At 56.3% G+C, this 25728-nt stretch carries 26 protein-coding genes; 17 read left to right on the top strand and 9 right to left on the bottom strand.

The features are described 5' to 3' along the window. Window positions 1-9: 9 nt before the first annotated feature. Window positions 10-1206 carry a glycine C-acetyltransferase gene (kbl, locus tag G9X48_RS16710; protein WP_004388485.1) on the bottom strand — a complete coding sequence of 399 codons (1197 nt, stop codon included), beginning with the start codon at window positions 1204-1206 and terminating at the stop codon, window positions 10-12. A gap of 228 nt (window positions 1207-1434) precedes the next feature. On the opposite strand from kbl, the gene rfaD reads away from it, so the two are divergent. From rfaD to G9X48_RS16685, 5 genes are read left to right on the top strand one after another with little or no spacing between them, the layout of a single operon-like run. Then, complete coding sequence (rfaD, locus tag G9X48_RS16705) at window positions 1435-2367, top strand: ADP-glyceromanno-heptose 6-epimerase (protein ID WP_004388484.1); 933 nt, start codon at window positions 1435-1437, stop codon at window positions 2365-2367. 12 nt (window positions 2368-2379) lie between these two features. Continuing rightward, the gene (gene rfaF, locus G9X48_RS16700; RefSeq protein ID WP_007895439.1) at window positions 2380-3426 is read left to right on the top strand and encodes an ADP-heptose--LPS heptosyltransferase RfaF; all 1047 of its coding nucleotides are present in this window, start codon (window positions 2380-2382) and stop codon (window positions 3424-3426) included. Window positions 3427-3429: 3 nt separating this feature from the next. Then, window positions 3430-4431, top strand: a complete 1002-nt coding sequence (gene rfaC / locus G9X48_RS16695) for a lipopolysaccharide heptosyltransferase RfaC (RefSeq protein WP_085045725.1) — start codon at window positions 3430-3432, stop codon at window positions 4429-4431. Then, window positions 4424-5527 (top strand): putative lipopolysaccharide heptosyltransferase III, encoded by a 1104-nt coding sequence (rfaQ, locus tag G9X48_RS16690; RefSeq protein WP_038879036.1) that lies wholly within the window; start codon window positions 4424-4426, stop codon window positions 5525-5527. Before rfaC ends, rfaQ begins: the two co-directional genes overlap by 8 nt. Further along, the gene (locus G9X48_RS16685) at window positions 5524-6633 is read left to right on the top strand and encodes a glycosyltransferase family 4 protein (RefSeq protein WP_007871911.1); all 1110 of its coding nucleotides are present in this window, start codon (window positions 5524-5526) and stop codon (window positions 6631-6633) included. The genes rfaQ and G9X48_RS16685 overlap by 4 nt, the downstream gene beginning before the upstream one ends. On the opposite strand, the gene G9X48_RS16680 is transcribed toward G9X48_RS16685, so the two are convergent. Further along, the gene (locus G9X48_RS16680) at window positions 6612-7718 is read right to left on the bottom strand and encodes a glycosyltransferase family 4 protein (RefSeq protein WP_237728427.1); all 1107 of its coding nucleotides are present in this window, start codon (window positions 7716-7718) and stop codon (window positions 6612-6614) included. The two genes, G9X48_RS16685 and G9X48_RS16680, sit on opposite strands and share 22 nt — an antisense overlap. Window positions 7719-8007: 289 nt before the next feature. Between G9X48_RS16680 and G9X48_RS16675 the strand changes: the two genes are divergently transcribed. The 7 genes from G9X48_RS16675 (at window position 8008) to coaD (ending at window position 15780) form a co-directional block, all read left to right on the top strand. Further along, complete coding sequence (locus G9X48_RS16675; RefSeq protein ID WP_004388479.1) at window positions 8008-9297, top strand: O-antigen ligase family protein; 1290 nt, start codon at window positions 8008-8010, stop codon at window positions 9295-9297. A gap of 159 nt (window positions 9298-9456) precedes the next feature. Beyond that, the gene (locus G9X48_RS16670) at window positions 9457-10449 is read left to right on the top strand and encodes a glycosyltransferase (protein ID WP_007894811.1); all 993 of its coding nucleotides are present in this window, start codon (window positions 9457-9459) and stop codon (window positions 10447-10449) included. Continuing rightward, window positions 10449-11420: a glycosyltransferase family 4 protein gene (locus G9X48_RS16665; protein ID WP_166499966.1), complete on the top strand. Its 972-nt coding sequence runs from the start codon at window positions 10449-10451 to the stop codon at window positions 11418-11420. Before G9X48_RS16670 ends, G9X48_RS16665 begins: the two co-directional genes overlap by 1 nt. 22 nt (window positions 11421-11442) lie before the next feature. Further along, window positions 11443-13077: a sulfatase-like hydrolase/transferase gene (locus tag G9X48_RS16660; protein WP_007894817.1), complete on the top strand. Its 1635-nt coding sequence runs from the start codon at window positions 11443-11445 to the stop codon at window positions 13075-13077. A 177-nt stretch (window positions 13078-13254) separates the two neighbouring features. Then, window positions 13255-14529 carry a lipid IV(A) 3-deoxy-D-manno-octulosonic acid transferase gene (waaA, locus tag G9X48_RS16655; protein WP_041460651.1) on the top strand — a complete coding sequence of 425 codons (1275 nt, stop codon included), beginning with the start codon at window positions 13255-13257 and terminating at the stop codon, window positions 14527-14529. Further along, window positions 14529-15296: a glycosyltransferase family 2 protein gene (locus tag G9X48_RS16650; RefSeq protein ID WP_012126245.1), complete on the top strand. Its 768-nt coding sequence runs from the start codon at window positions 14529-14531 to the stop codon at window positions 15294-15296. The genes waaA and G9X48_RS16650 overlap by 1 nt, the downstream gene beginning before the upstream one ends. A 4-nt stretch (window positions 15297-15300) precedes the next feature. Further along, entirely contained in the window at window positions 15301-15780 is a 480-nt protein-coding gene (coaD, locus tag G9X48_RS16645) for a pantetheine-phosphate adenylyltransferase (protein ID WP_038879047.1), read from the top strand. Here the strand turns inward: coaD and mutM are convergent, their stop codons facing one another. The 4 genes from mutM to radC all read right to left on the bottom strand — a co-directional run bounded on the left by mutM (window position 15781) and on the right by radC (window position 17995). Beyond that, complete coding sequence (mutM, locus tag G9X48_RS16640; protein ID WP_004388472.1) at window positions 15781-16590, bottom strand: bifunctional DNA-formamidopyrimidine glycosylase/DNA-(apurinic or apyrimidinic site) lyase; 810 nt, start codon at window positions 16588-16590, stop codon at window positions 15781-15783. It lies immediately after the preceding gene. A 112-nt stretch (window positions 16591-16702) separates the two neighbouring features. Continuing rightward, window positions 16703-16870: a 50S ribosomal protein L33 gene (gene rpmG, locus G9X48_RS16635; RefSeq protein ID WP_003024094.1), complete on the bottom strand. Its 168-nt coding sequence runs from the start codon at window positions 16868-16870 to the stop codon at window positions 16703-16705. A 20-nt stretch (window positions 16871-16890) separates the two neighbouring features. After that, a complete protein-coding gene (gene rpmB, locus G9X48_RS16630) occupies window positions 16891-17127 on the bottom strand; it encodes a 50S ribosomal protein L28 (RefSeq protein WP_004388471.1) in 237 nt (78 codons plus the stop codon). A gap of 214 nt (window positions 17128-17341) precedes the next feature. Beyond that, window positions 17342-17995, bottom strand: a complete 654-nt coding sequence (radC, locus tag G9X48_RS16625) for a DNA repair protein RadC (RefSeq protein WP_029464270.1) — start codon at window positions 17993-17995, stop codon at window positions 17342-17344. A gap of 182 nt (window positions 17996-18177) precedes the next feature. Between radC and coaBC the strand changes: the two genes are divergently transcribed. The 3 genes from coaBC (at window position 18178) to slmA (ending at window position 20547) form a co-directional block, all read left to right on the top strand. After that, window positions 18178-19389 carry a bifunctional phosphopantothenoylcysteine decarboxylase/phosphopantothenate--cysteine ligase CoaBC gene (gene coaBC / locus G9X48_RS16620; protein ID WP_097641143.1) on the top strand — a complete coding sequence of 404 codons (1212 nt, stop codon included), beginning with the start codon at window positions 18178-18180 and terminating at the stop codon, window positions 19387-19389. Beyond that, window positions 19367-19825 carry a dUTP diphosphatase gene (dut, locus tag G9X48_RS16615; protein ID WP_014727790.1) on the top strand — a complete coding sequence of 153 codons (459 nt, stop codon included), beginning with the start codon at window positions 19367-19369 and terminating at the stop codon, window positions 19823-19825. Before coaBC ends, dut begins: the two co-directional genes overlap by 23 nt. A gap of 125 nt (window positions 19826-19950) precedes the next feature. Next, window positions 19951-20547 carry a nucleoid occlusion factor SlmA gene (slmA, locus tag G9X48_RS16610; RefSeq protein ID WP_032987662.1) on the top strand — a complete coding sequence of 199 codons (597 nt, stop codon included), beginning with the start codon at window positions 19951-19953 and terminating at the stop codon, window positions 20545-20547. Between the two features lie 51 nt (window positions 20548-20598). Here slmA and pyrE read toward each other — a convergent pair whose 3' ends face one another. Continuing rightward, the gene (gene pyrE, locus G9X48_RS16605) at window positions 20599-21240 is read right to left on the bottom strand and encodes an orotate phosphoribosyltransferase (RefSeq protein ID WP_088277366.1); all 642 of its coding nucleotides are present in this window, start codon (window positions 21238-21240) and stop codon (window positions 20599-20601) included. A gap of 64 nt (window positions 21241-21304) precedes the next feature. Continuing rightward, window positions 21305-22021, bottom strand: a complete 717-nt coding sequence (gene rph / locus G9X48_RS16600; protein ID WP_004388466.1) for a ribonuclease PH — start codon at window positions 22019-22021, stop codon at window positions 21305-21307. A gap of 125 nt (window positions 22022-22146) precedes the next feature. Between rph and G9X48_RS16595 the strand changes: the two genes are divergently transcribed. Together G9X48_RS16595 and G9X48_RS16590 are read left to right on the top strand one after the other, a co-directional pair. After that, a complete protein-coding gene (locus G9X48_RS16595) occupies window positions 22147-23010 on the top strand; it encodes a YicC/YloC family endoribonuclease (protein WP_032993414.1) in 864 nt (287 codons plus the stop codon). 172 nt (window positions 23011-23182) lie between these two features. Further along, window positions 23183-23800, top strand: a complete 618-nt coding sequence (locus tag G9X48_RS16590) for a trimeric intracellular cation channel family protein (protein WP_004387721.1) — start codon at window positions 23183-23185, stop codon at window positions 23798-23800. 29 nt (window positions 23801-23829) lie between these two features. On the opposite strand, the gene ligB is transcribed toward G9X48_RS16590, so the two are convergent. Beyond that, the gene (gene ligB / locus G9X48_RS16585; protein ID WP_097566180.1) at window positions 23830-25515 is read right to left on the bottom strand and encodes an NAD-dependent DNA ligase LigB; all 1686 of its coding nucleotides are present in this window, start codon (window positions 25513-25515) and stop codon (window positions 23830-23832) included. Between the last annotated feature and the right edge of the window lie 213 nt (window positions 25516-25728).

Genomic DNA, 25728 nt, shown 5'->3' with positions numbered 1-25728 from the left:
TTCACGCCCTCAGGCAATCACGCCTAACTGTTTACCGATGCGGGTAAACGCATCGACCGCACGTTCAATTTGTTCAGGAGTATGCGCCGCCGACATCTGGGTGCGAATACGCGCCTGGCCTTTCGGCACCACCGGATAGAAGAAGCCGGTCACGTAAATGCCCTCTTTTTGCAGCTCGCGGGCGAATTCCTGCGCGATAACGGCATCGCCCAGCATTACCGGGATAATGGCGTGATCGGCGCCCGCCAGCGTAAAGCCCGCCGCCGTCATCTTCTCGCGGAACAGATGCGCGTTGGACCACAGACGCGCACGCAGATCAGCGCCGGATTCCACCATCTCCAGCACTTTGATGGACGCCGCGACAATCGCCGGTGCCAGTGAGTTTGAGAAGAGATACGGGCGTGAACGCTGACGCAGCCATTCGACGACCTCTTTGCGCGCCGCGGTATAGCCGCCGGACGCGCCGCCAAGCGCTTTGCCCAGCGTGCCGGTGATAATGTCCACGCGGCCCATCACGTCACAATATTCATGTGAACCGCGCCCGTTTTCGCCGACAAAACCGACCGCGTGAGAATCATCCACCATCACCAGCGCGTCATATTTATCCGCCAGATCGCACACGCCTTTCAGGTTGGCGATCACGCCGTCCATCGAGAACACGCCGTCTGTCGCGATAAGAATATGGCGCGCGCCCGCTTCACGGGCCTCTTTCAGACGCGCTTCCAGCTCCTGCATATCGTTATTGGCGTACCGGAAACGCTTTGCTTTACACAGGCGCACGCCGTCGATGATGGAAGCATGGTTCAGCGCATCGGAGATAATCGCGTCTTCCGCGCCGAGCAGCGTTTCAAACAGCCCGCCGTTAGCATCAAAGCAGGAAGAGTAAAGAATGGCGTCTTCCATGCCGAGAAACGCGGCCAGCTTATTTTCGAGCAGCTTGTGGCTGTCCTGGGTGCCGCAGATAAAGCGCACCGAGGCCATGCCGAAGCCGTGAGTGTCCATGCCCTGCTTCGCCGCGGCGATAAGCTCAGGGTGATTCGCCAGACCAAGATAGTTGTTGGCGCAAAAGTTGATGACGTGGCTGCCGTCTGCCACCTGGATATCCGCCTGCTGGGCGGAGGTGATGATTCGTTCTTCCTTAAACAAGCCTTCGGCGCGCGCCGTTTCTAAATCGGCGGAAAGCTGTTGGTAAAAATCCCCTCGCATTGCAATTCTCCAGACATGAGCCAGTTCGGCACATATTATTACCCAAAGCTATGGACAGAGACGAGATGACGAAGCACCGATTCTTTGTTTTGCAGCATAAATCACGCGAGACGGGCAAACTTGCTTCGGCTGAAACGGCCAATGGCTGTAGGGCAACCAATGTGATGGTATGATTGATACTATTCACGCCGGAGATTTTTCCCGGCTCACATTCTGAAGGACAGGCTTATGATTATCGTTACCGGCGGCGCGGGTTTTATCGGCAGCAACATTGTTAAGGCTCTGAACGACATCGGCTATACCGACATTCTGGTGGTGGACAACCTGAAAGACGGCACCAAGTTCGTCAACCTGGTGGATCTGAATATCGCCGATTACATGGATAAAGAAGATTTCCAGGTGCAGATCATGTCTGGCGAGGAGTTCGGCGAGGTTGAAGCCGTGTTCCACGAAGGCGCCTGCTCCTCCACCACCGAGTGGGACGGCAAGTACATGATGGACAACAACTATCAGTACTCCAAAGAGCTACTGCACTACTGCCTGGAGCGCGAAATTCCGTTCCTGTACGCCTCTTCCGCCGCCACCTACGGCGGTCGCACCTCTGACTTTATCGAATCACGCGAATATGAGAAGCCGCTGAATGTATACGGCTACTCGAAATTCCTGTTCGATGAATACGTTCGTCAGATCCTGCCGGAAGCGAACTCGCAGATCACCGGCTTCCGTTACTTTAACGTCTACGGACCGCGCGAAGGCCACAAAGGCAGCATGGCGAGCGTGGCGTTCCACCTCAATACGCAACTGAACAACGGCGAAAGCCCGAAACTGTTTGAAGGCAGCGAAAACTTCAAGCGCGACTTCATCTACGTGGGCGACGTGGCCGCAGTAAACCTGTGGTTCTGGCAGAACGGCGTATCCGGCATTTTCAACTGCGGCACCGGCCGTGCGGAGTCGTTCCAGGCCGTAGCGGATGCCGCGCTGGCCTTCCATAAAAAAGGCAGCATCGAATACATCCCGTTCCCGGAAAAACTTAAAGGCCGCTATCAGGCGTTTACTCAGGCCGATCTCACTAACCTGCGCGCTGCGGGCTATGACAAGCCGTTTAAAACCGTTGCCGAAGGGGTCGCGGAATATATGGCCTGGCTGAACCGCGACGCATAAGCAGGCTGATGCATGAAAATACTGGTGATCGGCCCGTCATGGGTGGGCGACATGATGATGTCGCAAAGTCTCTATCGCACGCTCCGGGCCCGTTATCCGCAGGCGGTGATTGATGTGATGGCACCCGCGTGGTGCCGTCCACTGCTGTCGCGTATGCCGGAGGTGAATGAGGCGATCCCCATGCCGCTCGGCCACGGCGCGCTGGGGCTTGGCGAGCGCCGTCGACTGGGCCATAGCCTGCGTGAACGCCGCTACGATCGCGCGTACGTGCTGCCAAACTCATTCAAATCGGCGCTGGTGCCGTTTTTCGCAGGTATCCCGCACCGCACCGGCTGGCGCGGCGAGATGCGCTACGGCCTGCTTAACGATGTTCGTGTGCTGGATAAACAGGCATGGCCGCTGATGGTCGAGCGTTATGTCGCGCTGGCCTACGATAAGGGCGTGATGCAGTCGGCAAAAGATTTGCCGCAGCCCTTACTCTGGCCGCAACTGCTGGTCACGGACGCGGAAAAAAGCCAGACCTGCGCGCAGTTCGCGCTTTCCGCCGAGCGCCCGATAATCGGCTTCTGCCCCGGCGCGGAGTTTGGCCCGGCGAAACGCTGGCCGCATTATCACTACGCAGAGCTGGCAAAACAGCTGATTGACGAAGGTTACCAGGTGGCGCTGTTTGGCTCGGCGAAAGATCACGAAGCGGGCAATGAAATCCTCGCGGCGCTGAGTGTTGAACAGCAGGCGTGGTGCCGTAATCTGGCGGGCGAAACCCAGCTTGAGCAGGCCGTGGTGCTGATTGCCGCCTGTAAGGCCGTGGTGACCAATGATTCCGGCCTGATGCACGTGGCCGCCGCGCTCGATCGCCCGCTGGTGGCGCTCTACGGCCCGAGCAGCCCGGATTTCACGCCGCCGCTGTCGCATAAGGCCAAAGTGATTCGTCTCATCACCGGCTACCATAAAGTGCGTAAAGGCGACGCCGCCGAAGGCTACCACCAGAGTCTTATCGACATTACGCCTGCCCGCGTTCTGGAGACGCTCAACGAACTGCTGCTGAACGAGGAAGCCTGACGGATGCGGGTGCTTGTTGTGAAAACCTCCTCAATGGGTGATGTGCTTCATACGCTGCCCGCGTTAACCGACGCCATGCAGGCGATGCCGGATATCCGATTCGACTGGGTCGTGGAAGAAGGCTTCGCGCAGATCCCTTCATGGCATCCGGCGGTTGAACGCGTGCTGCCGGTGGCGATCCGTCGCTGGCGCAAGGCGTGGTTTTCCGCGCCGGTCAAAGCCGAGCGCCGCGCCTTTCGCGACGCGCTGCGGGCGGTAAATTACGATGCGGTGATCGACGCGCAGGGGCTGGTCAAAAGCGCCGCCCTGGTGACGCGCCTGGCACGCGGCGTTAAGCATGGCATGGACTGGCAGACGGCGCGCGAGCCGCTTGCCAGTCTTTTTTATCACCGCCGTCACCATATTGCGAAAGCGCAGCACGCCGTGGAGCGCACCCGCGAACTCTTTGCGAAAAGCCTCGGCTATGCAAAACCCGCAGCCCAGGGCGATTACGCCATCGCGCAGCATTTTTTGCGCCAGCCTGCGGACGACGCCGGGCGTTATGTCGTGTTCCTGCACGCCACCACGCGCGATGAAAAACACTGGCCGGAAGCGCACTGGCGCGAGCTTATCGCACTGCTGGGCCCGACGGGTCTGCAGATTCGTCTGCCGTGGGGCGCGCCGCACGAAGAAGCGCGGGCCAAACGGCTTGCTGAAGGTTTTAATTATGTGCAGGTGCTCCCACGCCTGACGCTTGAGCAAGTGGCCCACCAGCTGGCGGGCGCGCGGTTTGTGGTGTCGGTAGATACCGGCCTGAGCCATCTCACCGCCGCGCTCGATCGCCCGAACGTCACGCTCTACGGGCCGACCGATCCGGGGCTGATTGGGGGCTACGGGAAAAACCAGTTTGTCTGTCGTCCGGTGGATTCGCTGAAGCTTGCCGATCTGCCCGCCGCTACCGTTTTTGAACAACTGCGTCCCTGGCTTTGCGGGGAAACATCCGTTTCAGAGAGTGCCCATGCCTGACTTATTCACGCCTGAACGCCCGCCAAAGCGCGTTCTGATCATTAAGCTGCGCCACCACGGCGACGTATTGTTGACCTCTCCCTGCTTCACGGTGCTGAAAAAAGCGTACCCGCAGGCAGAAGTGGATGCGCTGGTATATGACGACACCCAGGCGATGCTGACCAGCCATCCGCATATCGACCAGGTGCACACCATTGGCCGCAACTGGCGCAAACAGGGGCTTCTTAAGCAGTTTCAGCTTTACCGGGGACTGGTGAAAACCCTCAAAGCCCGCCAGTATGACGTGCTGATTAACCTGACCGAACACTGGCACGGCGCTCGTCTGGCGCGCCTGCTGAAACCACGCGTCTCTGTGGGCTTTCGCCCGGACAAACGCAGCGGCTTCGCGCGCCGCCGCTGGGTAAAATCGTTCACCACGCTCTATCCGGCGATTCAGGACAACACACGTCATATGGTGGAAGTGAACCTCGACGCGCTGCGTCGTATCGGTATTCATCCGGCCACCAGCGACGACAAACGCACGTTGTTTGTGCCCGGCGACGAAGCAGAAGCGTTTATCCAGGATAAGCTGGCCGCGTTTGGCCTGAAAAGCGGCGACTACATTCTGGTGCATCCCACCTCGCGCTGGATGTTTAAATCCTGGGATACCCGCGCGCTGGCCGCTACCATCGATGCACTGGCGAGCCGTGGACTGCCGGTTATCCTCTCCGCTGCGCCGTCCCGCGAAGAAACAGAGTATATGGATAAACTTCGCGCTGCGCTGACACAGCCAGTATTTGATCTGAGCGGTCAGCTGAATCTGAAACAGCTTGGCGCGCTGATGAAACACGCCCGGATTTACTTCGGCGTCGATTCAATGCCGATGCATCTGGCAAGCGCCGTCGGCACGCCGACCGTCGCGATTTTCGGGCCGACCGGTGCCATTAAGTGGTCGCCCTGGGGCGTATCGCATCGCGTTATCACCGCAGGCTTTACCTGTCAGCCCTGCGGTAAAGCAGGCTGCGGCGACAGCGGCGTCTCTGACTGCATCACCGCCATAACGCCTCAACAGGTGCTGAGCGCTATCGATACTCTGCTGCTGGAAACGCCTGCATGAAGCTGGCCATCGTCAGACAGACCTGGAACCCTAACGGCGGCGCGGAGCGCTTTGTTTCGCGCGCGCTGAATGTGCTGTCGCAAAGCGGCGAGCTGGATATCACGCTGATTGCCCGCCAGTGGGAAAGCGGCGCGGGCTGGCAGACGCTGACGGTCGATCCGCCGTTTCGCAATCGTAAAGCGCGTGAGGCCGGTTTTGCCGCCGCCGCCGCCGCGCAGTTTGCGGCATTTGATATCGTGCAAAGTCACGAGCGTATCCCGGGTGCCACGATTTTCCGCGCCGGCGATGGTGTGCACGCCGCCTGGCTTGAACAATACCATCGCATTCAGTCGCCGCTGGCACGCTGGGCGCAGTCCTTTAGCGCATATCATCGTTACATTCTCAAAGCGGAGCGCGAGATGTTTATGCATCCGAAACTTCGCAAAGTGATTTGTAACTCCCGAATGGTGCGCGACGATATCGCCCGCCGTTTCGGACTGGCGGATAATCAACTGACGGTGATTTATAACGGTGTTGATACGTCAGTGTTTCACCCCTCAGTACGTGAGCACTCACTTCGAAGCGAGCTGGGTGTTCCGGCTGATGCGCCGGTACTCGCTTACGTCGGTTCCGGATTTGCCCGTAAAGGCGTTGCGGTAGCGCTGAAAGCGATAGTTGACCACCCCACCGTCTGGCTGCTGGTGGCCGGACGCGATAAACACGCGCGCCGTTTCGAAGCGCTGGCGCACAAGCTTGGCGTCGCGGCGCGCGTCAAATTTCTCGGCCCGATCGCGGATATCAAAACGGTGTATGGCAGCGCTGATGCCCTGATTTTACCCACGCTCTACGATCCGTTCCCCAATGTCTGCGTGGAAGCGCTCGCCTGCGGCCTGCCGCTGTTAACGAGCCACGGCTGCGGCGCAGCGGAATGGGTGCAGGAAGGCGAGAATGGCTGGGTGCGTGATGCGCTTGATGCGCCCGGCTATAGCGAGGCGATTGGTCAGTGGCTGACAGGGCGCGCCGCCGGGAAAGATTACATCAGCGCCGCGCGGCGCACCGCAGAGCCCTGGACGCTGGAAAGAATGGCCCAGGAACTCAATGCGCTTTATCGTGAACTGCTGGCCTGACGGCTGGCGTTTCGGAACACCTGCTCCATCGCATCCAGCATACAGTCACGCGTAAAATGGCTGCACAGGTACTCATAACCCTGCTGCGCCAGCCGCTCGCGCAGCGCCGCGTCGTCATAGAGCCGCATGATGGCGCCTTTTAACGCCTGCGCGTCCCGCTGGCCGACTAATAATCCGGTTTGATTATCAATGACGGCATCCGCCGTGCCGCCTGCGTCCGTGGCGATGGTCGCAACGCGCGACGCCAGCGACTGCAAAACGCCCTGCGGCACGCCTTCCATATCGTGCGACGGGCTCAGTGCAATATCAAACGCCGGAAACCACTTCTGCGGCTCGCGCTGATGCCCGACCATTACCACACGTGTTTGCAACCCCAGCGCGGCAATTTCCTGCTCCAGCGCGGCGCGGTGCGGCCCTTCGCCAACAATCGCCAGCCGGATATGCGGATTATCGATTTGCGCCAGCGCCTGTAACAACACGCTATGGCCTTTGTTTGGACGCAAATGCGAGACCACGCCGAGCCAGAAATCGTCTTCACTCAGTCCGCAATCCTGACGCGCCGCGTGTTTATCGCCCGGCTTAAACCGCGCGGTATCGACGCCGCTTGGCACAGAAGTGCTGTGAGAAAGCGGTACGCCGATCTCTTCAAGCTGATGGCGCAACGCTTCACCGGTCGTCACCACATGCGCGCAGGCGGTGCCAAACAACCATCGCGTCCCACGGTTATTTCGCGGCTTGCCGGAAGCGTGACGGGTACGCACCAGCGGCGGCGGGTTACGCAGCGTCGCGCTGGCCAGCGCGACAAGCCAGGTGTCAACGGAGTTGTGGCTATTGATAACGTCAATATGCCCCGCCTCATGTTTCAGCCACGCACGCAGGCGCAGCAGATTGGGAATTTTTTTACGACCGACAGGCAGATTGACGACCGTCAGGCCAGCGTCCCGCGCCAGCGCGTTCAGCGGTACCTCTTCAGGGCAGACAATAGTGACCTGATGGCCGCGCGCCTGCATGCCGAGAGATTCGTTAATAATGCGCAGCGGCTGACCACCCTTTCCGCCGTCTGCTTCGGTATGAACGATATGCATAATCTTCCTGTTATTAGCCAGCGTGTCCGGCAGCACAATTATACCTTTGGCTTTATGAATACTTACAAACATTATCCTTCTTTATAGATATTATCTGTGCTACTTTGCCGTGCAATTTATTGTTTTTTCGCAGAGTCTTACGAGATATTTCTGAATTTTTAAGACCACATGTTAAGCAAACTGTCCTTACAAGTTGTTAATTTTTATGAACACTAAACGTAATGCTTTGTCCGGGCTTTTGTTCGTATCCGTACTGGCGCTTTGCTTTGTATGGCCTATTCCGAATGGAATGTTACCTTTCCATCGCAACGTCTTTATCTATCTTTCTATTGCGCTCACTGTTGGCCTGTTTTTTACGTCGTCTTCAGCTCGTCAGCATTTAAACATACCTAAAATCAAACCGGTGATGCTGTTCATCTGGTTACTGACGTTCTTTATTTTAATCAACGGTTTTATTGTTGCGCCTGATATTAAAGAAATGATCGGAACCTGGGACGGGCAATGGGTCAGGCCCGTTTTACTTTTTACCTCGGGCATCCTGCTGATGCCGGTTTTACAGGACAGATTCCCTTCACTTACTGCCGCCAGGCTGTTCACGGCGGTGATCCTGTGTTTCTGGGGCGTTATCCTGATCCATTTACTGGACTCGCTTTATCTGTACTGGCGTGACGGAGTCATTCACTGGGGCGAGACGCGAATTGTGTTTAACCGCACCCGCATGAGCTTCCAGGTCAATATGATAACCGGCTTCTTGCTGGCGGAGTTACTGACGCGCAGTCTGCTGCATCAGCGCTTTATGACGCTAAAATCGCCGGTTCTGGTTTTGATGTTGCTCGCCAATCTGCTATGCACCGCACTGGTCGACACCCGCTGGGGCACGATCGGCCTGGTAGGCAGCCTCTTTTCGACTTTTCTCCTGCTAAGCCTGCATAAGATGCGGCGTAGCAACGTGATTAAGGTGGGTAGCATTTTCCTGGCTATCGTCGTGGTGGCAGGCGCGCTGGTGGTGACTTCATGGAAAACCGACCCGCGCTGGGGCAGCCTGGAAGATGACGCCGAGACGGGCTGGAATGCCTCCTTCAATAGCTTCTGTTACAACAGAGCCACCGGAAAACATCCCGTTAATGACTTAGGCAAGCCGATCAACCATTCCAATGGCTGCCGCGCCAGCTTTTTCCATCAGGGCTGGAAACTGGTCGCAGAACATCCGTTCGGCATGGGGCCGCGTAAAGAGGCGTTTAATTACCTTTTACGTCACGACACTAATAATCAGCGTATTGATATCCCGCACAGTCATTATGGACTTATTGAATTCGGGTTACAGAATGGTATCGCGGGCATCGCAGGCTGGCTGATATTACTGGTCATGTGCTGGTATATCGGCTGGCGTGAATACCGCCACGGTAATACGATGCCAGGGCTTTTCTTGCTCTTGTTTACGATTGGTTTCTTCTCCCGTACCCTGGTTGACCATAACCTTAAAGACCATTATCTGGAGCAGTATATGATGCTGACAGGGCTGTTAATTGGGATTTGCGCCCTGCGCACGCCGCCAGAAGCGTCAACTAACCCTTCTTAAACGCAGGCTCGCGCCGGTAGCTTTCTTTATCGCTTCATAGATAATAGGCAGCCACCGGCGCAATGGTCTGGCGAACTTCTGACATCACATGCTGTCGAAACGCCGTTACGCCAGGTGAAAAGTGTTTATCTGTAAGACCCGGTATCCCACGGAGAAAGCATGTCTGATACCCCCCTTCTGAGTATCATTGTCGCGGTTTATAACGGCGAGAAGTTCCTGAGCGCCTTTTTTGACAGCATTAAAAGCCAGCAACTGGAAAGCGTTGAGCTCATCGTCGTGGACGACGGGTCGACCGACCGCTCCGCTGAAATCACCGAAAGCTACCGCGCGCAATTTCCGCGTTTTCAGCATGTAAAACAGGAAAATCAGGGCGTATCCGCCGCGCGTAATACCGGACTGGCACTGGCGCAAGGCCAATACCTGGCGTTTCCGGATATCGACGACGTTATCTACCCGACGCTTTATCCGCGCCTGCTCGATATCGCCACGCAAAATAATCTGGATGTCGCGACCTGTAACGGTACATACATTTATGATGACGGTCGTCCGGCGAAGAAGATTTTCCCCTCGGATCGACTGACGTCTACCGGCGTCCTGGATGGCCCTGCCTGGCTGCAAATGGCGTTGAACTCACGCAAATTCCTGCATGTCACCTGGCTGAATATTTATCGCCACGACTTCATCAAACGTCATGGTTTCCGCTTCGAACATGGCCTGCGTCATCAGGATATTCCGTGGACCACCGAAGTGTTGCTGACGGCGCAGCGGGTGCAATATATCGACGAAACGCTGTATGACTACCTGATCCACGCCGCCTCGGTTTCCCATACGCCGGGCACCGATGACACGCGCATGCGTTCAGCTCGTCACTACATGAAAATCCTTGAGATGCTGAACGCCATTAATGAACGTTATCCCGAACAGGTGAAACGTGTTCCGGCGTGTCACTGGCAGATAGCCAAAGAAGGGCTTGGGATCTTACATAGCATTAATAATATTGAAGATCCTGCGAAGAAACGCGAAATCACGCGCGAGCTTTTCGATCGGGGCATCTGGGAGATGATCTGGAAGAACGCGCGCGGCTTTAAACAGCGCTGGCGTCTGGGTCGTCGCTACTTCCGTCTTAAAAAATTAGTTACGACAATTTCCTGATGAATAAAATTAAACTATATGCCGTTTCACGTAGCGATTTTATCGCTAAAAACTACCCCGATTTTCAGTCGCTTGTCGATGCCCGCGTCAACCCGGACACCATTCCCGAGCGCTTTTACTGCGGTGGGCGCGGCGGCTGGACTTTCCAGACGGCCCTGACGCTGAATTATTACTATCCCGAGCGGGTAGAGGTGTCGTTTGGTTCTGAGTGCCGCCCCGATGCCATCAATTTAATGCATAACGACGATTTCGGCTCGCGCGTAAAACCCTGGAAAGGGCTCACCGTTGTTGCACGTGCTGACCGCCCGCCGGTTATCGGCTCAGACTATGTTGTAGAGCAAAATCCGCAATTCAAAAATCGCGGAAACAGAGTTTTTGTGCCGTACTGGCCACAGCCTGGCGTACAACCACGCGAACGCACCGATAATGACGTCCGCACGGTCGCTTATTTTGGCCGTGTCGATAGCTTCCCGGCGGAATTTGGCAGCGATGCCTTCAAACAGCGTCTTGCGGAACAGGGCATTACGCTGCGTATCTCGTTCAATAACTGGACCGATTATCGCGATGTGGACGTGTGCCTTAGCTTCAGGAAATCACACGATCATAAACTGGCGCGTAAGCCTGCCAGTAAACTGATTAACGGCTGGCTCGGAAAAACCGTCATGATTTGCGATGACGAACCCTCCTTCAACGCTATCCGCGAAAGCGAGCTGGACTACCTGATTGCCAAAACGCCGGACGAGGCTTTCAACGCCATTATGCGTCTGAAAAATGATCCTGAGCTCTTCCGGCGTATGCTGGAGCAGGGTGAGAAACGCCTTGAGGTTTATTCTCGTCAGGCTGTTGCGGCGCGTTGGTACAGCCTGTTTGAGGAGATCTGGCAGAAAGGCGTTCACCAGCGCCCCACGGCCTTACGTGCGCTTCGCTTTGCGTTCGGTAAAGCCATTCGCCCTTTAACCAAAAAGATGTAATGACGGCCTAAGGTTCTTTTTCATGCTCTCTATTCTTTCTGGAGCTCGTCCGGTGTCGCCGCGTAATATCGTGCGCACGCTGGTACTGGCAGCGATAATTCTTGTTCTGTTTTCACTATCAGAAATCGCCATCCTGATGAAAGATAATGTCTATCGCCCTAAAGCGGATGATATGGCGTTATACCTCATTATTGCGTTACTGGCGGCTGCCAGCGCCCGCTTTTTCGTTACGCGGTTGCTGCTCGCAGTAACCTTTATCGTGCAAATCAGCGAGGCGATTTATTACACCTTCTACGGGCAGTTTTATGGCCCAAGCGAAGTCTGGCTCGCTTTCGTCGAAACCAAAGATATCGCCAGCGGCATTAGCGACAGCCTCAGTTCGTTAGGGATTTATTTTCTTATTATGCTGGTAGCCGTGCTGTTCTCGCTCTTTGCAGCACGCCGCCTGGCACCGGAATGGAAAAAGTGGCAAGCCTTGCCTTGCCTGCTGATTATTGTAGTGATGTTTGGCGGGCAGTTTTACAAAGCGATTAACGGGCAGATGTATAAATTTAACCCGGATCTGCGCCACTCTTTGCTACGTAACGGCCTCTCTGCGATGAGCTTTAGCTCCATTCGTCTCATTCCGGAGGCGATTTCCGGCGAAAATCAGCAAATAGCGCATTACGAGCCGTATCAGGTGACGCCGGTACCGGGTTATCAGCAAGGTAAATATTCCGTCATTCTGGCGATTGGCGAAAGTCTGAACCCTCATCATGTCAGCGCCCTGGGTTACGAACGTGATACCACACCAGAGCTTTCCGCACTGATGAAACAGTATCAGGGCTCCTCAAGCATTTTGATTTCCAATGCGGTGTCGACACGTGTTGCTATTCCCATGCTGGTGAATAACCTGCGCGAGCCGGATAACTATTTTGCTTACAAATCAAAAGCAGCAAATCTGTTCGCCAATGCGAAAAAGCAAGGCTATCAGACGGCATTTATTTCCGCGCAAGGGCTGGAAGGCCTGAGCAACTGGATCGGTATTCATAATATTGATCACTGGGAAGATACGCAGATCCGCCCGGCGCCGGATGTCGGTGCCGATCGCGTACTGACGCCTTCTGTAGAAGCCTCACCTGTGGATTACACGAAGCCATTTTTGATGGTGCTTAACAGTCGCGCGCCGCATATTCCCTATGAAAGAAACATTCCGCAGGGTTTTGCAAAATTCTCCACACCGAAGCTTAGCGATGATGTCGCGCAAAAGAAAAACGAGTACGACGACGCGGTACGCTATTACGATAAAGAACTGGCATCAGCTATCCGCACCGTGATGGCAAAATCGAAGTTACCCGTTCTGGTCTTCATTACTTCGGATCACGGTGAACGTGTGGGCGATGGCGGCCTGTTTGGTCACTCAGTGGTAGAGATGCCTATTGCGCAGGTGCCTTTTATCTATTTCAGCAACGATCCGGCTTATCGGTTGAATGCGCTCACCACGCAACCCCCGCGTAACCACTACCAACTGGCGACACTGATTAACAAAGCGCTCGGATTTACTGTAACGAACCCGAATCAAACCGATGACAGCTTTTTCATTACGGGGGGCGACATTCGCGGTCTTTCGGAACGTATTACCTACCATCTGGATGCAGTAGCACCGCCTGCGCACTGATCTTTTTCCTGTCAGATCCTGACACTGCGGGCGGTGGCCGCCGCCCGCTTCTTCCTCTCCAGGCTTATCTGTATACTTCACGCAGGCAAAACTCTCCTGTTGGCGCCAAAACAATAGCTTTACCCCGGTGAAATGCTTAGAATTTGCCCGCCGATAAAGAAAATAACGGATATTAGCTTGGAATCGTTGTATACCGCTCTGCTCTACCTGATACAGCCTTTTGTCTGGGTGCGGCTTTTACTCCGCAGCCGTAAAGCCCCTGCCTATCGCAAACGATGGGGGGAGCGCTATGGCTTTTGTCAGGGAAAAGTGTTGCCGGACGGTATCCTGCTGCACTCGGTGTCGGTGGGCGAAACCCTTGCGGCCATTCCGCTGGTGCGCGCGCTGCGCCACCGCTATCCGTCGCTGCCGATTACCGTTACCACGATGACGCCAACAGGCTCTGAGCGCGTACAGTCGGCGTTCGGCAAAGACGTGCATCACGTTTATCTGCCTTACGATTTGCCCTGCGCCATGAACCGTTTTCTGGAAACCGTGCGCCCGAAACTGGTGATCGTCATGGAAACCGAACTGTGGCCGAATATGATTTCCGCGCTGCATCAGCGCAAAATTCCGCTGGTTATCGCCAATGCCCGCCTTTCCGAACGCTCCGCTAAAGGCTATCAAAAGCTTGGCGGGTTTATGCGCCGCCTGCTTGCGAAAATTACGCTCATCGCCGCGCAAAACGATGAAGACGCCAGCCGTTTTACCGCGCTGGGTCTGAAACGCAACCAGCTGGCGGTCACCGGCAGCCTGAAATTCGATATCTCCGTAACGCCTGAGCTTGCGGCACGCGCGATTACGCTGCGCCGCCAGTGGGCACCGCGTCGCCAGGTCTGGATCGCGACCAGCACTCACGACGGTGAAGAGGCGATTATTCTGCAGGCGCACCGCCAGTTGCTGGAAACGTTTCCCGATCTTCTGTTGATTCTGGTGCCTCGCCACCCGGAGCGCTTCAAAGATGCGCGCGATATGGTACAGAAAGCAGGCTTTAGCTTTACGATGCGCAGTACCGGCGAAATTCCATCCGGCGGCACGCAGGTGGTGATTGGCGATACGATGGGCGAACTGATGCTCCTGTATGGCATCGCCGATCTGGCGTTTGTCGGCGGTAGCCTTGTCGAACGCGGCGGCCACAACCCGCTGGAGCCTGCCGCGCACGCCATTCCGGTGCTGATGGGTCCGCATACCTTTAACTTCAAAGATATCTGCGCCAAATTGCAGGAAGCCGACGGGCTTATCACCGTGACCGACGCCGATTCGCTGGTAAAAGAGATTTCCACACTGCTGACTGACGAAGATTATCGCCTCTGGTATGGCCGTCACGCGGTGGAAGTGCTGCACCAGAATCAGGGCGCGCTACAGCGCCTGTTGCAGTTACTGCAGCCTTACCTTCCGCAGCGGAGCCACTGATGCGCGCACGCCTCTCGGTGGTGATGATCGCCAAAAACGCGGCGTCGCTGCTGCCGGATTGTCTCGCTTCCGTGGCCTGGGCCGATGAAATTGTGGTGCTGGATTCCGGCAGCAGTGATGACACGGTCGCCGTGGCCACCGCCGCCGGTGCAAAAGTCTTTACCGAAAGCGACTGGCAGGGCTACGGCATTCAGCGTCAGCGTGCCCAGCAATACGCCAGCGGCGACTACATTTTGATGATCGATACTGACGAGCGCGTAACGCCCGAGCTGGCGCAGGCGATTCGTCAGGTGCTGGAGCAGCCCGACCCGCAGGCGGTGTACAGCATCGCCCGCCGCAATCTGTTTCTGGGCCGCTTTATGCGCCACAGCGGCTGGTATCCCGATCGCGTCACCCGCCTCTATGCGCGCGAGCGCTATCGCTATAATGACAATCAGGTGCATGAATCGCTCGATGCGCCAGGTGCGCGCGTGGTGACACTTTCCGGCGATCTGCTGCACCTGACCTGCCGCGATTTCGCGAGCTTCCAGCGCAAACAGCTCAATTACGCCACCGCCTGGGCGCAGGAGCGCCATCAGCAAGGTAAAAAGGTTTCGGTGCCTGGCATTTTCGGGCGCACGCTGGCGGCATTCTGCAAAACGCTTATCCTGCGCGCCGGCGTGCTGGATGGCCGCCAGGGCTGGCTGCTGGCGGTTGTTAACGCGCAGTACACCTTCAACAAATATACCGAGCTGTGGGCGCTGAACCGCGGCTTTACGGAAAAGTAACGCTATGACCACTCGCGCGATTTACCCCGGTACTTTCGACCCGATAACCAACGGTCACCTCGATATCATCACCCGTGCGGCCAGCATGTTTGACGAGCTGATCCTGGCGGTCGCGGCCAGCCCGCATAAAAAGACGATGTTTTCGCTGGATGAACGCGTAGCGCTGGCGCAGCAAGCCGCGGCGCATCTGCAAAATGTCAGCGTGACCGGCTTTAGCGATCTGATGGCGAACTTTGCGCAGGCGCAGCAGGCAAATGTTCTGGTGCGCGGTTTACGTACCGCGGGCGATTTCGAATATGAGATGCAGCTGGCGCATATGAACCGTCATCTGATGCCAACGCTTGAAAGCGTTTTTCTGATGCCGTCGAAGGAGTGGTCGTTTATCTCCTCAAGCCTGGTGAAGGAAGTGGCGCGTCACCAGGGCGACGTCTCCCACTTCCTGCCTGCGCATGTTCATCAGGCGCTGCTCGAAAAGCTGCGTTAATCACTTCTGACAGCGTCGGCACCAGTAGGTGCGGCGCTGGGCATGTTTCCCCGCCAGAATCGGCGTGCCGCACACCCGGCACGGTTCGCCTTCGCGCCCGTAGACCTGCAACTCCTGCGCGAAATAGCCGGGCTTACCATCGCTTTGCAGAAAATCGCGAAGCGTGGTGCCGCCCTGCTCAATCGATCGTAACAGCACCGCTTTGATCGCCTGCGCCAGCAGTTCGCACTCTTTTTCTGACAGCGACGAAGCCAGCCGATCGGGGTGGATCCCGGCCGCAAACAGCGACTCGCTGGCGTAGATGTTGCCGACACCCACCACCAGCTTGTTATCCATCAGCCAGGGCTTAATCGCGACTTTCTTTTTCGCACATTTTTCACGCAGGTACGCGCCGTTAAAGGCATCGCTTAGCGGCTCCGGCCCCAGATGCGCCAGCACATTATGGCCTTCGAGTTCACGCGTCCACAGCCAGGCGCCGAAACGGCGCGGATCGGTGTAGCGCAGCACTTTGCCGTTGCTCATCACGAGGTCAACATGATCGTGCTTCTCGGCCGGGCGCTCCTCCGGCAGGATGCGCAGGCTGCCGGACATGCCAAGGTGGATGATTATCCAGCCATCCGGCAGTTCGAGCAGCAGGTATTTGGCGCGACGCTGCACGCTGAGAATGGGTTTATCGCTTAGCGCGTGGATTTCGTCGGACACCGGCCAGCGCAGGCGGCCATTACGCACAACGGCGTGCAATATTGTTTCGCCAACCAGATGCGGTTCAATCCCGCGACGGCTGGTTTCCACCTCAGGTAATTCAGGCATAGCGTCTCTCGCGTGAGTTCATTAACAGGGAGCGTAACAGAAGATATGAGGGCGGTTCGGAAAACAAAAAACCCCGCCGGAGCGGGGTTTTTGTACAAATCAGACAAAAATCTTATTTGATTTTAGCTTCTTTGTAGAGAACGTGCTGACGGACAACCGGATCGAATTTCTTCAGTTCCAGTTTTTCCGGCTTAGTACGTTTGTTCTTCGTGGTGGTATAGAAGTGACCAGTACCAGCAGAAGAAACCAGCTTGATTTTCTCGCGAATACCTTTAGCCATGATTTATTTCCTCTAAGTACTTAGTACTTTTCGCCACGGGCACGCAGTTCAGAAAGAACTACATCGATGCCTTTTTTATCAATTACACGCATACCTTTAGCAGATACGCGCAGAGTAACGAAACGCTTTTCGCTCTCAACCCAGAAACGGTGAGAGTGCAGGTTCGGCAGAAAACGGCGTTTAGTCGCGTTCAGTGCGTGGGAACGGTTGTTACCGGTCACCGGACGCTTGCCAGTTACTTGGCAGACTCGGGACATGTCTATTCTCCAAAAATCAAATTAGCTCGAGCTTCGTATAGGGTGTTGGCAGCCTCGTCAGGCCTGATGGCCCAGTCTGGCGGTTCAATGGAACTCGCATTGCCAGGCCCACATGCCAAACCCGAGATTCTCAAAGGTGGCGTAGTATACGCTGCCGGGGCCGTCTGCTCAAGTCCCGAACAGATAAAGATCGCTAAGGATCGCCACGTCTGGCTTATATCCACCCACGTTCGGCGAAAGAAACGTATTCTCCACGCCCAATGACCAGATGGTCAAGTACCCGAATGTCCACCAGCTGGCAGCTTTTCACGATGCGCTCGGTCACCATTTTATCCGCCCGGCTGGGCTCGGCGCGCCCGGAAGGGTGATTGTGCGCCAGGATAATCCCGGCGGCGTTGAGCCGCACCGCTTCACGGACGATTTCACGTGGATGCACTTCCACATGGCTGAGCGTGCCGGTGAACAGCGTATTCTGCCTGATGATGCGGTTCTGGCTGTCGAGAAAAATCACCAGAAACACTTCGCGCTCCTGCTCTGCAAGCTGGCTTTCCAGAAAGTCGCGCGTAATGGTCGGGCTCAACAGCGCTGTCTCTTCGCAAGGGCGCGAGCGATAGTAGCGGCGCGCCAGTTCGCCGATGGCTTTAAGCTGCGCATATTTCGCCATGCCGACGCCGCCGATATCCCGAAATGGCCGGATATCCGCCGACAATAGCCCGTAGAGCGAACCGAAATGCGCCAGCAGCCGTTTTGCCAGCGTCATAACATCCATGCCTGGCGTCCCGGTACGCAAGAAAATCGCCAGCAATTCTTCGTCGCTTAAATCGGCCGCGCCATAACGCATCAGCTTTTCCCGCGGCCCGTTGTCCATTTTCACTATGGTCTTCCCTGCCCTGTGTCGCGCCGCCATTATCCGCTTGTGGTCAGAGGCTGGCGACAGCAGGTTTTCATCCCTGCGCGACGTCTCGCAAAGTTTAAATTTCATACCGCCGCGCAGGTTTTGGGATTGTGATAAAATGCCCGCTTTCCAGAAAGTGACAGGAAGAGAAGACCATGGGCCTTGCCGGTAAAAAAATCGTTCTGGGCGTCAGCGGCGGCATTGCGGCGTATAAAACGCCGGAACTGGTACGCCGTCTGCGCGAGCGCGGCGCGGAAGTGCGCGTCGCAATGACCGAAGCCGCAAAAGCGTTTATAACGCCGCTGAGCCTGCAGGCCGTTTCCGGCTACCCGGTGTCAGACAGCCTGCTCGACCCGGCTGCCGAAGCCGCGATGGGCCATATTGAACTCGGCAAATGGGCGGATTTAGTGATTCTTGCGCCTGCCACCGCCGATCTCATCGCGCGTGTCGCCGCGGGTATGGCGAACGATCTGGTGACGACAATTTGCCTCGCTACACCGTCGCCTGTCGCGGTCGTCCCGGCGATGAATCAGCAGATGTACCGTAATATCGCGACGCAACAGAATATTGAATTGCTCGCCTCGCGCGGCCTGCGCATCTGGGGGCCGGACAGCGGCAGCCAGGCCTGCGGCGATGTGGGGCCAGGCCGTATGCTCGACCCGCTGGAGATTGTGGAGCTCGCCGTTAAGCACTTCGCGCCTGTCAACGATCTGCAACATCTCAACATCATGATTACCGCGGGCCCGACCCGTGAGCGGCTGGATCCGGTGCGCTATATCACCAACGACAGCTCCGGCAAAATGGGGTTCGCGATTGCAGCAGCGGCGAGCGCCCGCGGCGCGCGCGTTACGCTGGTCGCAGGGCCAGTCGCCCTGCCGACGCCGCCAGGGGTTGAGAGAATCGACGTCGAGAGCGCGCTGGAGATGGAAGCCGCCGTGCAGCAGCGCGCCCAGCAGCAGCAGATTTTCATCGGTTGCGCAGCCGTGGCGGACTACCGGGCCGAGACGATTTCTTCCGAAAAAATAAAAAAACAGGGCGATGAGCTGACGCTGAAAATGGTGAAAAATCCCGATATTGTCGCAGGCGTCGCGGCGCTCCCGCAAAATCGCCCTTATGTTGTCGGGTTTGCTGCCGAAACAAATAATGTGGAAGAATATGCGCGGCAAAAACGCCAGCGTAAAAACCTTGATCTGATTTGCGCGAACGATGTGTCGCAAGCCGGTCACGGCTTTAATAGTGATACCAACGCTTTGCATCTTTTCTGGCAGGAGGGAGATAAAGTCTTACCGCTTGAGCGGAAGGCGCTCCTTGGCCAACGTTTACTGGACGAGATTGTTACCCGTTATGATGAAAAAAATCGACGTTAAGATTCTGGACCCGCGCGTGGGCGAGCAATTCCCGCTGCCGACGTATGCCACCTCTGGCTCAGCAGGTCTCGATCTGCGCGCCTGCCTGGACGAGTCCGTTGAACTGGCGCCGGGTGCGACAACGCTCCTGCCAACCGGCCTGGCCATTCATATCGCCGATCCGTCGCTTGCCGCTGTGATTCTGCCGCGCTCGGGCCTTGGGCATAAACATGGCGTAGTGCTGGGCAACCTGGTCGGGCTTATCGATTCTGACTACCAGGGGCAACTGATGGTTTCCGTGTGGAACCGCGGCCAGCAGAGCTTCACGATTGAACCCGGCGAGCGCATCGCGCAAATGGTGTTTGTACCCGTCGTGCAGGCGGAATTTAATCTGGTGGAAGACTTTACCGCCACCGATCGCGGCGAAGGCGGCTTCGGGCACTCCGGGCGTAAATAAGCCGCCCGCGTAACCGCGCATTCCTTAAGTTAAATAAAGCGAAATGATTACCGCAGGCGAAAGCCTGCGGACGCTTTGTGGATGCTCGCCTGGCAAGTGATTATTTCTCAGGGGTATTTTAAAACATGGCAGAAAAACAAACCGCGAAAAGGAACCGTCGCGAAGAAATACTTCAGTCTCTGGCGCAGATGCTTGAATCCAGCGATGGCAGCCAACGTATCACGACCGCAAAGCTCGCGGCCTCCGTTGGCGTTTCCGAAGCGGCGCTGTATCGCCACTTCCCCAGTAAAACGCGCATGTTCGACAGCCTGATTGAGTTTATCGAAGACAGCCTGATCACCCGCATTAATCTGATTCTGAAAGATGAAAAAGAGACGCTTAACCGTCTGCGTCTGATTGTGTTACTTATCCTCGGTTTCGGTGAGCGCAACCCAGGGCTGACCCGCATTCTGACCGGTCATGCGTTGATGTTCGAACAGGATCGTCTGCAAGGGCGCATTAATCAGCTGTTTGAGCGTATTGAAGCCCAGTTGCGTCAGGTGCTGCGCGAGAAAAAAATGCGCGAAGGCGAAGGCTATACGACTGACGAAGCGTTGCTGGCAAGCCAGCTGCTGGCGTTTTGCGAAGGGATGCTGTCGCGCTTTGTACGCAGCGAATTCCGCTACAGTCCGACGGCGGATTTCGAAGCCCGCTGGCCGTTACTGGCCGCGCAGCTGCAATAAAAACGACGCAAATTAAGCAAAAGGCCGGATATCCGGCCTTTTTCGTTTCTGTCAGACGCCGTACTGTTGGCGATACGCCTCTACGGCAGCCAGATGGTTGGCCATCTCCGGCTTTTCCGCCAGATAAGCGATGAGATCATTCAGCGTAATAATCGCAATCACATGACAGCCGTAATCGCGCTCCACTTCCTGAATGGCGGAAAGCTCGCCGCGTCCGCGCTCCTGCCTGTCGAGGGAAATCATCACGCCGGCAAGCGTCGCGCCGTTCGCCTGGATAATCTCCATCGATTCACGAATCGCAGTACCGGCGGTAATCACATCATCCACCAGCATAACGCGGCCCTGAAGCGGGCTGCCGACCAGGTTGCCGCCTTCACCATGGTCTTTGGCTTCTTTGCGGTTGAAGCAGTACGGGACGTCGCGTTCGTGATGCTCTGCGAGTGCGACGGCAGTCGTGGTGGCGATAGGAATGCCTTTATAAGCCGGACCGAACAGCAAATCGAAATCGACACCGGAATCGACCAGCGCCTCGGCATAAAAACGGCCCAGCAGCGCCAGATCGCGCCCGGTATTAAATAAACCAGCGTTAAAAAAGTAAGGGCTCTGGCGCCCGGATTTCAGCGTGAACTCACCAAATTTAAGCACCTGTTTGTTAAGGGCGAATTCAATAAACTGGCGCTGATACGGTTTCATGGCTTTGCTCCTCAAATAGCATATTGCAGGCATAAAAAAGGCGACTCTTCAGTCGCCTTAAAAATCAGTTTGCTAACGCCGCCTTCTGCGACGCCACGATCGACTCGATTCCCCCGCGGGCCAGCGCCAGCAAGTCGAGCAACTCCTCATGGGTGAAGGGCTCGCCTTCCGCGGTGCCCTGCACTTCAATCATGCGGCCATCTTCGGTCATGACAACGTTCATATCGGTTTCGGCCGCAGAATCTTCTACATATTCCAGATCGCATACCGCTTCACCGTTGACGATGCCCACGGAGACCGCCGCCACCATCCCTTTCATCGGGTTGGTTTTCAGCTTGCCTGCCGCGACCAGTGCGTTCAGCGCATCAGCCAGCGCTACGCAGGCTCCCGTGATGGACGCCGTGCGGGTGCCGCCGTCAGCCTGAATAACATCGCAGTCGAGGGTAATCGTAAACTCGCCGAGCGCTTTAAGATCCACTGCCGCACGCAGCGAACGGGCAATCAGACGCTGGATTTCAAGGGTACGGCCGCCCTGTTTGCCTTTCGCCGCTTCACGGGCGTTACGGGTATGGGTCGCGCGCGGCAGCATGCCATATTCGGCAGTGATCCAGCCCTGCCCCTGGCCTTTAAGAAAGCGCGGCACGCCTTCTTCAATGGAGGCGGTGCAGAGCACTTTAGTATCGCCAAACTCAACCAGCACGGAGCCTTCTGCGTGTTTAGTGTAATGACGGGTCAGGGTAACTGGGCGCACTTCTGATGCGCTACGGCCTGCTGGACGCATGGGCATATCTCCGGCTTGTTAACGAATGTGGCTGCGCATTATACGGGCTGAAAGCGCTTATTCCTATCCTGTCAGACCTGCGGTAGCTATAATCCCCTCATTCACATCAGAAAACGGGTACTTCTATGATCCGCAGTATGACCGCCTACGCCCGGCGAGAAATTAAGGGTGACTGGGGCAGCGCCACCTGGGAGCTGCGTTCAGTAAACCAGCGCTACCTGGAAACCTATTTTCGTCTGCCGGAGCAGTTCCGCAGCCTTGAGCCCGTGGTGCGCGAGCGCATCCGTACCCGTCTGACACGCGGTAAAATCGAGTGTAGCCTGCGTTTTGAGCCCGATGCCAGCGCGCAGGGTGAGCTTATCCTCAACGAAAAACTGGCGAAGCAGCTGGTTTCTGCCGCTAACTGGGTAAAACTGCAAAGCGATGAAGGCGAAATCAACCCGGTCGATATTCTGCGCTGGCCGGGTGTGATGGCCGCTCAGGAGCAGGACCTTGATGCTATCGCCGCCGATATTCTCGCCGCACTCGACGGTGCGCTTGACGATTTCATCGTGGCGCGTGAAACCGAAGGCCAGGCGCTGAAAACGCTTATCGAACAACGTCTCGAAGGCGTCAGTGCTGAAGTCGCCAAAGTACGAGCGCATATGCCGGAAATCCTTCAGTGGCAGCGCGAGCGCCTGGTGTCGAAGCTCGAAGAAGCGCAGGTGCAGCTTGAAAATAACCGCCTGGAGCAAGAGCTGGTGATGATGGCGCAGCGTATTGATGTCGCGGAAGAACTCGACCGCCTCGAAGCGCACGTTAAAGAAACCTATAACATCCTGAAGAAAAAAGAGGCCGTCGGTCGTCGGCTGGACTTCATGATGCAGGAATTTAACCGCGAATCGAACACGCTGGCGTCGAAGTCGATTAACGCTGAAGTGACTAATTCCGCTATTGAACTCAAAGTATTAATTGAGCAGATGCGCGAGCAGATTCAGAACATCGAATAAGTTTTAAAAGGCCCGTCAGGGCCTTTTTTCCTTACAGCCACACCCATTCTCGCCTTTTACTCACTTCTCTTTTTGCCTTAAAAAAACTAATCCGAAAGCGCTTGCCTTAGAAAATCTCAATCGTGATGCCATTCACGAATCGTTACCCTTTGCAGCCGATTTGGGGGGAACGATGTTACTGCATGTACTTTATTTAATTGGCATTACCGCAGAGGCGATGACCGGCGCTCTGGCGGCAGGCCGTCGCCGCATGGATACTTTCGGCGTCATTATCATCGCGACGGCAACCGCGCTTGGCGGCGGTTCCGTCCGGGATATCTTACTGGGCCACTACCCGCTGGGCTGGGTAAAACACCCGGAATATGTCGTGATCGTCGCCGCTGCCGCGGTGATCACCACGTTTGCCGCGCCCGTGATGCCTCACCTGCGGCGTCTTTTTCTGGTGCTGGACGCGCTGGGGCTTGTCGTTTTCTCCATTATCGGCGCGCAAATCGCACTGGATATGGGCGAAGGCCCAATCATCGCCTCGATAGCCGCTGTTGTAACGGGCGTCTTTGGCGGCGTATTACGCGACATGTTCTGTAAACGCATCCCGCTCGTCTTTCAAAAAGAGCTGTACGCAGGCATCTCTTTCGCCGCCGCGGTGCTGTATATCGCCCTGGAGCACTATGTCTCAAGCCACGATGTTGTGGTGATAGCAACTCTGCTGTTCGGCTTTACTGCTCGTCTGTTAGCGCTGCGCTTTCGCCTCGGGCTACCGGTTTTTCATTACCGCGCCGGGACACACTGAGAGGCTGTCCGCATCGTCGCACCCGTAATTTATGGCAACGCAAAGCCGTCAATTCGCTGAGCTGCCAGCCATTCGGCCAGCACAGCGATATCCGGGTGGTGGATATAACTGACAAGCTGGCGCGCACGTTCGGCACCAACACCAGGAAGCGTCTGCCAGCTTCGCTCATCACGTGCTTGTAGCTGATGCCATTTGCTATCTGTCAGCGCCTGCCAGGCCCGTGCGGGTAAAGGTAACCCAAGCGCCTTTACCCAGCGCTGAAAAGGCTGCTGGCGGGTCAGGTTGAACTGATGCCAGAGCTGTGCCGCGCGCTGCGCGCTAAAACCCGGTGTTTGTTTTAAGGCATCAACGCTGAGCGCAAGCCAGGAAAAGAGATGCTCGAAATGATGGTGCTCTGATAACTGACGCCACGTTGCTTCACCCATGCCCGCGAGATCAAATACGGGCTTTCCGCTAAGCCAGACCAGACGTGCAATAAACTGCTCTTCGCAACCGGTGGTGTCATACAGACAGCTCAGCGTATCGAAACGTGCGGTTGGCGGCACTGGCTTAATACGCTGCGTTGGCCGCCAGATAACCGCATCCAGCCGTGGAATACCCTGTCCTGCCAGGCTGACTTCCACCTGATCGCCCTCAGCCAGATCGAGTTTTTCCCAGCGCGCCAGCGAACCTATACTCACTTTAGACACCTGTTTATCATCAAGCGTTACCGGCTCCAGTTGGGCCACAACGCTTATTTTGCCGGTCCGACCAACAGCAAAACGCAGCGCTTTAATTTCTGTTATTTGTTTCGCAGGCGGATATTTCCATGCCACAACCCATGAGCCTTCGCCCGGACGCCAGCTTTTTCCGGGCGGCTCCCTGCCTTCGCGAATTACGACACCATCGGTCACAAAGGGCAGAGGCTCGCTGAACCATTGCTCACGCAGGCGCGTGACTTCTGAAACTGAATGTACCGGCTTACTCCAGGCGCGCGCTAACGGAAATCCGCCCTGCGCCAGCGCGGACAACCGCGCCTCCATCGCTTTCGGGCCATCCGGCCACGCCCAGATAAACAGATCCAGATCGTTTAGCACTGATGACACCGTACTGCGCATCATTGCCCCCGCTACCTGCCCTCGTGCGTTGATGCCACCATCCTGCTGCTGACGATGCCCTGTCTGGCGCAGGAAAAGCTCACCCTGTAACACGCTGTCAGCCAGCTCACCTGTTACCTGCAAAGGTATTGCCGGAATATGTCGGGCCCGCGCCGTCCAGTCCTCGCCCCGCTCGCCGTCGCCACGACTGATAACCTGTTGCAGTTTGCCTTTCCGGTACACCAGCGAAACCGCCACACCATCTACCTTTGGTTGTACCCACAGATCCGTTTTGCCGTGCATCCATTGCGAAAGTGAGGTGGCATCTTTGAGCTTTTGCACACCAGTATGCGCGACAGGATGGCGCGTGCGTCCTGCGGCAAGCGCCACTGGCGCGTCGTTGACTACTGGCAGCGCAAAACAGGTCTGCCATGCACGAAGCCTTTGACGCATGCTGTCATATACCGCGTCGCTGACCTTATTTTCGCCATGCAGCCAGTACGCTTCATCCCAGCGCGTCAGCTGGTTTTCCAGCGCCGAGACCTCCTGTTGTGCCTGCTGCGGCGTCCAGTCAGGACAGGCCGCATAAGCGCCTGCGGATGCCAGAATGATAAGCAGTAAGAAAATCGTAATACGCACATTTCACCCCCTTCGCTTTCCTGCCGGGACGGTAATACATGACGTTGTCTGGCCGCGATGGGAGTTGTTACGTTTTACGAGAGGTTTTCCAGGGATTTTCGCTGATTGCATAAACGAGACAATTTTTCTGGATATTGCCTCGCAAAATTGCGCAAAGCGACGTGAACCCTGCGACAAAGACTACGCCAGCGTAGCGCGACGTGTATAATAAGG

The organism is Cronobacter sp. HA18006 (assembly GCF_011605445.1).
Taxonomy (GTDB): domain Bacteria; phylum Pseudomonadota; class Gammaproteobacteria; order Enterobacterales; family Enterobacteriaceae; genus Cronobacter; species Cronobacter sakazakii.
Note: the sequence above shows the minus strand (reverse complement) of the source record. Positions and strands in the feature narration are given on the sequence as shown.

What these genes read in the sequence shown, in the direction of transcription:
- mutM (WP_004388472.1), bottom strand. Translation starts at nt 16,590, where the DNA reads ATGCCTGAATTACCTGAGGTGGAAACCAGCCGTCGCGGGATTGAACCG.
- coaD (WP_038879047.1), top strand. Translation starts at nt 15,301, where the DNA reads ATGACCACTCGCGCGATTTACCCCGGTACTTTCGACCCGATAACCAAC.
- G9X48_RS16670 (WP_007894811.1), top strand. Translation starts at nt 9,457, where the DNA reads ATGTCTGATACCCCCCTTCTGAGTATCATTGTCGCGGTTTATAACGGC.
- rpmG (WP_003024094.1), bottom strand. Translation starts at nt 16,870, where the DNA reads ATGGCTAAAGGTATTCGCGAGAAAATCAAGCTGGTTTCTTCTGCTGGT.
- rph (WP_004388466.1), bottom strand. Translation starts at nt 22,021, where the DNA reads ATGCGTCCAGCAGGCCGTAGCGCATCAGAAGTGCGCCCAGTTACCCTG.
- rfaC (WP_085045725.1), top strand. Translation starts at nt 3,430, where the DNA reads ATGCGGGTGCTTGTTGTGAAAACCTCCTCAATGGGTGATGTGCTTCAT.
- G9X48_RS16680 (WP_237728427.1), bottom strand. Translation starts at nt 7,718, where the DNA reads ATGCATATCGTTCATACCGAAGCAGACGGCGGAAAGGGTGGTCAGCCG.
- G9X48_RS16675 (WP_004388479.1), top strand. Translation starts at nt 8,008, where the DNA reads ATGTTACCTTTCCATCGCAACGTCTTTATCTATCTTTCTATTGCGCTC.
- G9X48_RS16685 (WP_007871911.1), top strand. Translation starts at nt 5,524, where the DNA reads ATGAAGCTGGCCATCGTCAGACAGACCTGGAACCCTAACGGCGGCGCG.
- G9X48_RS16595 (WP_032993414.1), top strand. Translation starts at nt 22,147, where the DNA reads ATGATCCGCAGTATGACCGCCTACGCCCGGCGAGAAATTAAGGGTGAC.
- coaBC (WP_097641143.1), top strand. Translation starts at nt 18,178, where the DNA reads ATGGGCCTTGCCGGTAAAAAAATCGTTCTGGGCGTCAGCGGCGGCATT.
- kbl (WP_004388485.1), bottom strand. Translation starts at nt 1,206, where the DNA reads ATGCGAGGGGATTTTTACCAACAGCTTTCCGCCGATTTAGAAACGGCG.
- rfaQ (WP_038879036.1), top strand. Translation starts at nt 4,424, where the DNA reads ATGCCTGACTTATTCACGCCTGAACGCCCGCCAAAGCGCGTTCTGATC.
- G9X48_RS16665 (WP_166499966.1), top strand. Translation starts at nt 10,449, where the DNA reads ATGAATAAAATTAAACTATATGCCGTTTCACGTAGCGATTTTATCGCT.
- G9X48_RS16660 (WP_007894817.1), top strand. Translation starts at nt 11,443, where the DNA reads ATGCTCTCTATTCTTTCTGGAGCTCGTCCGGTGTCGCCGCGTAATATC.
- pyrE (WP_088277366.1), bottom strand. Translation starts at nt 21,240, where the DNA reads ATGAAACCGTATCAGCGCCAGTTTATTGAATTCGCCCTTAACAAACAG.
- dut (WP_014727790.1), top strand. Translation starts at nt 19,367, where the DNA reads ATGATGAAAAAAATCGACGTTAAGATTCTGGACCCGCGCGTGGGCGAG.
- radC (WP_029464270.1), bottom strand. Translation starts at nt 17,995, where the DNA reads ATGGACAACGGGCCGCGGGAAAAGCTGATGCGTTATGGCGCGGCCGAT.
- rfaD (WP_004388484.1), top strand. Translation starts at nt 1,435, where the DNA reads ATGATTATCGTTACCGGCGGCGCGGGTTTTATCGGCAGCAACATTGTT.
- G9X48_RS16590 (WP_004387721.1), top strand. Translation starts at nt 23,183, where the DNA reads ATGTTACTGCATGTACTTTATTTAATTGGCATTACCGCAGAGGCGATG.
- rfaF (WP_007895439.1), top strand. Translation starts at nt 2,380, where the DNA reads ATGAAAATACTGGTGATCGGCCCGTCATGGGTGGGCGACATGATGATG.
- rpmB (WP_004388471.1), bottom strand. Translation starts at nt 17,127, where the DNA reads ATGTCCCGAGTCTGCCAAGTAACTGGCAAGCGTCCGGTGACCGGTAAC.
- slmA (WP_032987662.1), top strand. Translation starts at nt 19,951, where the DNA reads ATGGCAGAAAAACAAACCGCGAAAAGGAACCGTCGCGAAGAAATACTT.
- G9X48_RS16650 (WP_012126245.1), top strand. Translation starts at nt 14,529, where the DNA reads ATGCGCGCACGCCTCTCGGTGGTGATGATCGCCAAAAACGCGGCGTCG.